Genomic DNA, 8,140 nt, shown 5'->3' with positions numbered 1-8,140 from the left:
TGCGGGTGGTGCGGTTTCAGCCGCATCGGATGATTTGATTTCCGGCGCCTGCAATTTGCGCGGGGCATTTGCCGTCTGCTCGGCACGGGCCGCGGCCTTTTCTGCGTCGCTCATTTCCGGGGCAGCCGGAGCTTCCGGCGTCGCGGTATCGCTGGCAGCATCCCCCGTATCCTCGGCGGTCGACGCTTCACCATTTTCCGTGGCATCAGAAGAACCATCGCCCTCAAGGGCCGCACTGCGTTCGGCGATCAGGTCACCGACCGGATCATCTGTTGCCGGGGCTGCCGGAGCAGAAGGTGTTGCAGATGGCGTTGCCGTCCCCGATGCACCGCCCGGAATATTGCCGGTCGTTCCGGCCTCGGGCAAGGCTGTAGATCCCGCCGGTTCTTCCGGCAGGGTTGCAAGGATTTCCGCCTGTCCGGCCGGTTTTTCATTGGCTGCCATCTGTTCGTCAGGGTCCATAAACAGCCCTGCGCCGACCAGCATGCCGACAAAGAACAAGACCAGACCGAGCATGCCGGCACCGGTTGCGAGACCCAGTAAGGTTTTGCGATCCATTTCTGCTATCCGCCCATTTTGTGACTGTCGATGACGCCCGCCGTCCTCGCCATGGCCATTACGGCCATAAATAAACGCCGGTAAGGGCGCGTCTTTCTGCGGTTCCGGTTTCGGGTCCGCATGCAAATCGGTGCGGTTGTTTTCGTCTTCGCCAGCCATTTTTTGCCGGTCCTTTACGACTGATTACCTGTAAATATCGTGCGCATCCGTAATGGCGATGTCACACCATCACGGGCTCCCCTGCTTCTTTTAGGGCACAGGCCGTTTATAAAACGCTAAAAACATGCATGCCTGTCGCGCCTCGATATGCAGATTGCGGATGTCATGAAACTTTGGCGATTTCAAAGCACGGATGTCACAAACCCGGCATGCAGGACAAAAAAGGGAGGCTGGTATATAGCCCGGAATTGTCCCGCACAATTTCCGGATACCAGCCCCCTCGAGTGAGAGAGATCGACCTTCGGGGAGAGAGAGTCCCGAAGAACAGTGGTCATCAGGTACGCCATGTGAGCCTGATGACCCGTCGCAAACGACGTTGCCGTCTGCATTTGACAAACACAGTCATAGAGCATCAAAAAACTAATTGCAAACGATTATCACACGCGTTCGCATATTTTTTTGTGTTTTTTCAATAGCCCCTCGAAATCAGGTAATTTTTTATGCCCGTATAGCGGCCCTGCCCCATATATAAAATACTGTATACCGCGAAAAACATGGGGTTGGCGGCAACAGCGCTATTGTGTTTGCCGCCAAGCTCTGTTTGGATCAGTGCAATTACCCCTTAAGAGGTAGTCCGGGGAACGAAGCACCAAAAGAACCATAAAAAAACTGGCTCTGGAGTGTAATGAATGACGGGAGATAAAGCCGCGAAGACGGCTATTGCAGGGGGTGCCACGGGCCTCCTGACGTTACGGCGTATTCTGCTCGTAACAGGTTTGCTTTTATCGGGTGCAGTTACATGGATGTTGCTGTGGACCGGGGATACCTATCGAAACTTTGCCGTCGAGACGCTGAACAATTCGGTCGGCGGCACGGTCAATTTCTTTGTCCGGTCACGCGTCGCACAGGATTACGGCGACAGGGTCACGCCCATCGTCAATGAATGGTCGCGCCTCGGCAGTCTGGTCAAAAGCTTTCAGGACAGCGACCAGGCCCGCATGAAGGCGGAGCTTAACATCCTTTCCAATGCCAGCCAGGTCGTTCAGGGCGAACTGGTTCTGGTCGAAACCATCGCCTATGACACCGATTTCAACCAGCTTGCGACCTCGGATGCCAATCTGGGCGCCAGTGTGACCGATGATCCGGCGGTCATGGATTACCTTAAAACACGCGACAAGGCCGATGCCCGCAAACCGGTGACCTATATGTGGGCAACACCCACCGGCAAACCGGTTTTCAGCACCCTTGTTCCGGTCGGCGGTTTTCGTGCCGTCGGCTTTATGGAAGTGATCACCGATCCGCTGCCGACCCTGGCCGGGATCGGCAAGGTTCTGGGCGGCAATTTCCGCATTCTTGGCAGCGACGGCAATGTGCTGTTTGAAAGCCTTGAAGACGGGGATGCCAGCGAAGGCGGCGAAGCCCTGGCCCTAACGGCCGATAGCGATGCCCCGGCAGAGGCAGAAGCAAAACCCGCCGAAGCAGCGGGCGGCACGCACCGTGCCACCGTCGATATTTCGGTTGGAAACGGCCGGGGCGGTGTCTGGGCGACCGCTACGTTTGACCGCGACATTACCGACTTCTATTCCCAGACCGACGATCTTCGGACCCTGTCGATCGAAATTCTGGTGGCCGTTCTTCTGGTCGGCTGGATCGCTGGCTGGATATTGCTTCGAACCACGGTATTTCGCAATCTGCGCGCCTTTGCCGGGGCGATGACATCAATCTCGAACGGGGACACCAATGTCCGTCTGCCCCGCGTCGGGTCCGATGAAATCGGTGAAATGCGCAAGGCCCTTGTCGGCCTGCGTGAAGCCGTGCGTCAGGCGATGATCCTGCAAAACATGGTCGAAAACACCCCGACCATGACCGCCCTGATCACGCCCGAAGGCGAACTGACATATCTTAATGCCAGTGCGCAAACCTATGTCGGTGGCGATGCCAGATCGGTTTCGGGCGACTTCCTGAAAGTCGGTGCGGAATTCCAGAAACGGCTTTCCAACCCGGCCAACCTGCCCTTTACCGAGGTGGTCCAGACCGAACGCGATCACCTTGAACTTCTGGCAGCCCCGGTGCGTGATAAGGACAATGTCCTTCTGGGTACCATGCTGGCATGGAACGTGGTGACCGAACGCGAAGAAAGCCGCATTGCGGTTACCGAAATGATGGCCGAGGTCGCCCGCGTTGCGCAATCGGTCACTGAACAGTCCGAAGGGCTTCTTGGCCTTGCCCGTGATCTGACCAGCCAGTCGGAAAACACGGTCGATCAGTCGGGCAGCGCGCTTGACGTCTCGCGCGAGGCGGCAAGCAATACCCAGAACGTCGCCACCGCGGTCGAGGAACTTTCATCCTCCATCGCCGAAATCAACCGTCAGGCAACAGAGGCAGCAGACGTGACCAACCGGGCACGCTCCGAGGCCGAAGAAAGCCAGCGCAATATCGTCTCGCTTGAAAAGGCAAGCTCGGAAATCGGATCGATCATTGATCTGATCAACGATATCGCGCATCGCACCAAACTTCTGTCGCTGAATGCGACCATCGAAGCCGAACGTGCGGGCGAGCTGGGGCGTGGTTTTGCCGTTGTCGCAAACGAGGTGAAATCGCTTGCCGATCAGACCGCGAGTGCAACCGGCCAGATCGGCGATCTGACCACCGCGATCCAGCAGGAAGTCCAGAAAGCCGCCCATTCCATCAGCACGGTGGGCGACGTTATTCATCAGGTCAACGACATCCAGTCGACCATCACCCATTCGGTGGATGAACAGCGCCGTGCCACCAGCGAGATTTCGGAAAACGTGCAGCGTATTGCATCGGGGGCCGGATCGATGGACCAGATGATCCGGTTCGTGAATGACGGTGCCCAAAGCACGGGCCGCTCGGCCCATGACCTCAACACTGCCAGCCGCGAACTTTCCGACATGGCGCGCAATCTTTCCGAACGCATGAAGGAATTCAGCGAACGGATGAAACTGACCTGATCAAAGCCTCATTCAAACAGGCGACGACACAAAAAGGCGGCACATTACGTGCCGCCTTTTCTTTTCAATATGCCCGGCCTAGCTTGCCCGCGACTTGCTGGCAATCTCATACAAATCGCGCGAGATATCCGGCTTGGCGAGGATACGATCAAGCGACGCCTTCATCAGGTCGGCCCGCGCCTCGTCATATTTCGCCCATTTGCCAAGCGGCGCGCAAAGCCGTGCCGCAACCTGCGGGTTGATATCGTCAAGTTCGATCAGGCGGTCGGTATAAAACGCATATCCGCTGCCATCCGCCGCATGGAAATGCCGCGGGTTGGCCATAGCAAACGCGCCGATAAGGGATCTGACCTTGTTCGGGTTGCGCATGGTGAACAGCGGATGGCTCATAAGGTCCTTCACGCGCGCCAGCGTATCACCCCGCGATGACATCGCCTGAAGCCCAAACCATTTGTCCATCACCACGGTATCCTTGCCAAAGCGCGCCTCGAAATCGGCAAGTGCTTCGACCCGGCCCGGATGATCCAGATGGTTCAGCACCGAAAGCGCTGCCATCCGATCCGTCATGTTATCCGCCGTGCGATATTGCTCGGCTGCCAGATCGGCAAATTCGTCGTCCCCACTTGCGACCAGATAGGAAAGTGCGGTTGCGCGCAACGCCCGCTGCCCGGCCGATTCCGCATCCGGGGTAAAGGCCGCGTTTGACGCATTCTGATGATAGGCATTGCCAAATTCGGCCCGAAGGTCCGATCCGATCCGCTTGCGCAGCGCATTGCGCACCTGATGGATCGCTTCCGGGTTGGCCGGTTTGCGCTGCTCCGAAAGGAATTCTTCGCCCGGCAGGACAAGCGCATCGGCACGAAACGCCTTATCAAGCTCCTCATTGATCAGGGTTGCCCGCATCGCCGCGACAAACTCGGTCACATCGCCCAATGCCGCGTCCGCATCGCCACCATTCTTTTCAAATTCGGTAATGGCTGAAAGCATCAACGCGGTTGCGTATTTCTGCCCTGCTTCCCAGCGATTGAACGCATCGCTGTCATGCCCCATCAGGAACACAAGCTCCTCATGCGGCTGCTCGGTCGCGACATTCACAGGGGCGGAAAAACCACGGTTGAACGAAACCACCGGCACCTGATCGATATTATCAAAAACGAATTCCTGCTCGGCCTTGGTCAGTTGCACGGTGCGAGAAACAAGCTCCCTGCCATCCCGGCCCAGAAGCCCGATCGCAATTGGCATATGAAGCGCAACCTTGTCGGGCTGCCCCGGTGTCGGTTCGGTTTTCTGCGCAACTGTCAGGTGGAACTGCTTGGTATCCGCATCATGTTCGCCGTGCCAGCTAAGGCTTGGCGTGCCTGCCTGCGAATACCAGATTTTAAGCTGGCTCAAGTCAACATCATTGGCATCTTCCATCGCCTTGGCAAAATCATCGCAGGTCACCGCCTGCCCGTCATGCCGGTCGAAATAAAGGTCAATCCCCTTGCGATAGCCCTCTGCGCCTAAAAGGGTATGCATCATGCGGATAAGCTCCGCCCCCTTTTCATAGACCGTGGCGGTATAGAAATTGTTGATTTCCATATAGCTGTCCGGGCGGACGGGGTGCGCCAACGGCCCGCCATCCTCGGGGAACTGGCGCGCACGAAGCTGTGCGACATCCTTGATGCGCTGCACCGGGCGGGATCGCTGATCGGCGGAAAATTCCTGATCGCGGAAAACCGTAAGGCCTTCCTTAAGCGATAGCTGGAACCAGTCCCGGCACGTCACCCGGTTGCCCGACCAGTTGTGGAAATATTCATGGGCAACAATCGATTCGATCAGCTCATAATCGGTATCGGTCGCGGTATCGGGCTTGGCCAGGATGTATTTGGCGTTAAACACATTCAGGCTCTTGTTTTCCATCGCCCCCATATTGAAGTCGGAAACCGCGACGATGTTGAAAAGGTCCAGATCGTATTCAAGCCCATAGACCTCCTCATCCCACTTCATCGACCGTTTCAGGCTATCCATCGCATAATCGCAACGGTCTTCATTGCCATGTTCGACAAAAATGCGCAGCGCGACATCACGGCCCGACATGGTTTTGAAGCTGTCCTCAACGCATGCAAGATCGCCCGCCACCAGTGCAAAAAGGTAACTCGGCTTCGGAAACGGATCTTCCCACACGGCAAAGTGCCGGTTGCCGTCAAGATCACCACTATCAATCAGATTGCCGTTTGATAGCAGAACCGGGCAGTTCGCCTTGTCGGCATGGATCGTCACCTTATAGGTCGCCATCACATCCGGGCGATCCGGGAAATAGGTGATGCGACGGAACCCTTCCGCCTCGCACTGCGTGCAGAACGCGCTTTGCGATACATAAAGCCCCTCAAGCCGGGTATTGGCCGCAGGCGATATCTGGGTTTCGATATCCACAACAAAGGTTTCGCCCGGCGCGGCAAAGCTAAGCCCCGATGGGTCGACACTATATTCATCAACGCCAAGCTTGCGATCATCAACCGAAACCGAAACCAGTTTCATGTCTTCGCCATCAAGATGGACCATGTCCCCGCCGCCGGTCCCGCGAACAGGATTCGCGTGAACAAAAAGCCGCGATTTCACATTTGTGACATCCCGATCAAGCTCGAATACCAGTTCGACCTTCTCGATCAGAAAGGCCGGTGCGGTGTAATCTTCGCGGCGGATGACTTGCGGTTGATCAGACATCAGATGGTCCTTTTTCCCTTGGTCTGCGCGGCGTTGCCGGTGATTGTATAAAATCGCGAATGCTGCAATGCGGCGCAGTTCTTCAAAACTGAATTTCGTTCATTAACCCAACAGATAAGGTAAATTTCACTTTCGGACAAATGCAGAGTTTACGCCGCCGATTTTAGTCGTCATAATCATCAGTGGTGGCGCGAGGGGGGCCGAAGTTTCACATTTCGTGGGGCGAGAGTGATCTTTGGTTTCCCTCACTCCTTCTGCCAAGGCAGCAAGGACGCATCAGGGTCGCACCACACCAGACAAACAATGTCATCCCGGGTTATCGTCCCCTCACCTTAATATTATCGTGAGACGCCGTTAAAAAGATAACGGGATGGAATAATCGCGACCTTTCGGGGAAATAACTTCCGGGGAAACCGCCAATGGCTGACAGCTTCCAGATTCTGATCGCAGACGATCATCCGCTTGTACGCGGTGCACTCAAACAGGCCCTGTCATCAGAATTGGAAAACGTCACCCTATACGAGGCCGGAAGCTTATCCGAAGCCATCGAACAGATCGAAGCCCATAGTGGCGATATCGATCTTGTGCTGCTTGATCTTCATATGCCCGGCATGAATGGCTTTACCGGCCTGTTCACCCTGCGCGCTTCCTATCCCGACATTCCCGTTTCCATCGTCTCGGCCAGTCAGGAACTACCGGTTGTCCGCCGCTCGATTGAATATGGCGCCTCGGCGTTTGTGCCAAAATCCGCCCCCGTCGATCAAATCGGCACCGCCATCCGCACCGTTCTGAATGGCGATATGTGGATGCCCGACTGGGCGCGCGATGCCATCGAAAACGGTCCCGCCGATGACGAGGCCACCGGCCTTGCCGAAAAAATCGGCCAATTGACGCCACAGCAATTGCGCGTGCTCAACATGCTGACCGAAGGCAAACTGAACAAACAGATCGCCTACGAACTTGACGTGACCGAGGCCACCGTAAAGGCCCACGTTTCCGCCATCCTGCGCAAACTGTCGGTCCATAGCCGCACACAGGCCGTCATCATGGCCCGCGAACTGCAATTGCAGGAACCGGCCATCGACGCGTAACAGTTACGCCTCGCATCACTTTCCCGAACTGTCACGTCCCTGCCAGACCGGCACCAACTTATCACCGTAATTGCGCGTGATGCTTCCTGTGCAACGCCCCCTTGCCCTGCACAGGAGATCACCAGATGAAGAAATCCCTATCGCTGTCTGCCATGGCGATTGCCGCATCGCTTGCCGTCACGGCCCCTGCCCCGGCCTTTGCCCAGCAAAATCCGGAAACCACCGCCGCCATGGCCAAAATTCTGGGTGACGTTATCGGCAACACCATCCGCAAGGCTGCCGAAGATGTGCGCGCCAATACCGGTATTGATCCGCTCTCACGTGGTTACGGCAATGATGCAAACGCACCGTCCGCACCGGCCAATCCATCCGATACCCTTCGCCGCGAACTGGCGACGCTAAATGCGCAGCACGATCAGGCGATCACCACCCATCTTGAAGAACTGCATGGCGAACTGGAAAAGGCCGAGCTGGAATTCCAGAATGCCGCCGAACGCGCCGAAAATGCCGACGAAGTACGCGATAATCGAAGCGGCCTGCAGGCCAGGGCCGACACGGCCTATGAAAAGTTTGCCAAAAACATTGCCGCGGAAAATGCCCGCTTCGATGAAAAACGCACCGCCATCCTTCAGGGCTGATGCACCCCAGCGC

The 8,140-nt window shown here is 56.6% G+C and carries 5 protein-coding genes; 3 read left to right on the top strand and 2 right to left on the bottom strand.

Annotation, left to right across the window (positions count from 1 at the left end; genetic code table 11):
• On the bottom strand, positions 1 to 717 hold a 717-nt coding region (locus tag TH5_RS22605; RefSeq protein ID WP_425275490.1), incomplete at its 3' end, for a prolipoprotein diacylglyceryl transferase.
• 689 nt (positions 718 to 1,406) lie between these two features.
• Here TH5_RS22605 and TH5_RS22600 point away from each other — a divergent pair.
• Positions 1,407 to 3,692 carry a methyl-accepting chemotaxis protein gene (locus tag TH5_RS22600; protein WP_244205010.1) on the top strand — a complete coding sequence of 762 codons (2,286 nt, stop codon included), beginning with the start codon at positions 1,407 to 1,409 and terminating at the stop codon, positions 3,690 to 3,692.
• 78 nt (positions 3,693 to 3,770) lie between these two features.
• On the opposite strand, the gene pepN is transcribed toward TH5_RS22600, so the two are convergent.
• Positions 3,771 to 6,398 carry an aminopeptidase N gene (pepN, locus tag TH5_RS22595; RefSeq protein ID WP_114123773.1) on the bottom strand — a complete coding sequence of 876 codons (2,628 nt, stop codon included), beginning with the start codon at positions 6,396 to 6,398 and terminating at the stop codon, positions 3,771 to 3,773.
• Between the two features lie 419 nt (positions 6,399 to 6,817).
• Between pepN and TH5_RS22590 the strand changes: the two genes are divergently transcribed.
• Positions 6,818 to 7,489, top strand: coding sequence for a response regulator (locus TH5_RS22590; protein WP_007092201.1), 672 nt, complete (start codon positions 6,818 to 6,820; stop codon positions 7,487 to 7,489).
• Positions 7,490 to 7,614: 125 nt separating this feature from the next.
• Positions 7,615 to 8,127, top strand: a complete 513-nt coding sequence (locus TH5_RS22585; protein ID WP_114123772.1) for a hypothetical protein — start codon at positions 7,615 to 7,617, stop codon at positions 8,125 to 8,127.
• Positions 8,128 to 8,140: the final 13 nt, after the last annotated feature.

It is taken from the genome of Thalassospira xianhensis MCCC 1A02616 (assembly GCF_003326475.1).
In the GTDB taxonomy this organism is placed as follows: Bacteria; Pseudomonadota; Alphaproteobacteria; order Rhodospirillales; family Thalassospiraceae; genus Thalassospira; species Thalassospira xianhensis.
Note: the sequence above shows the minus strand (reverse complement) of the source record. Positions and strands in the feature narration are given on the sequence as shown.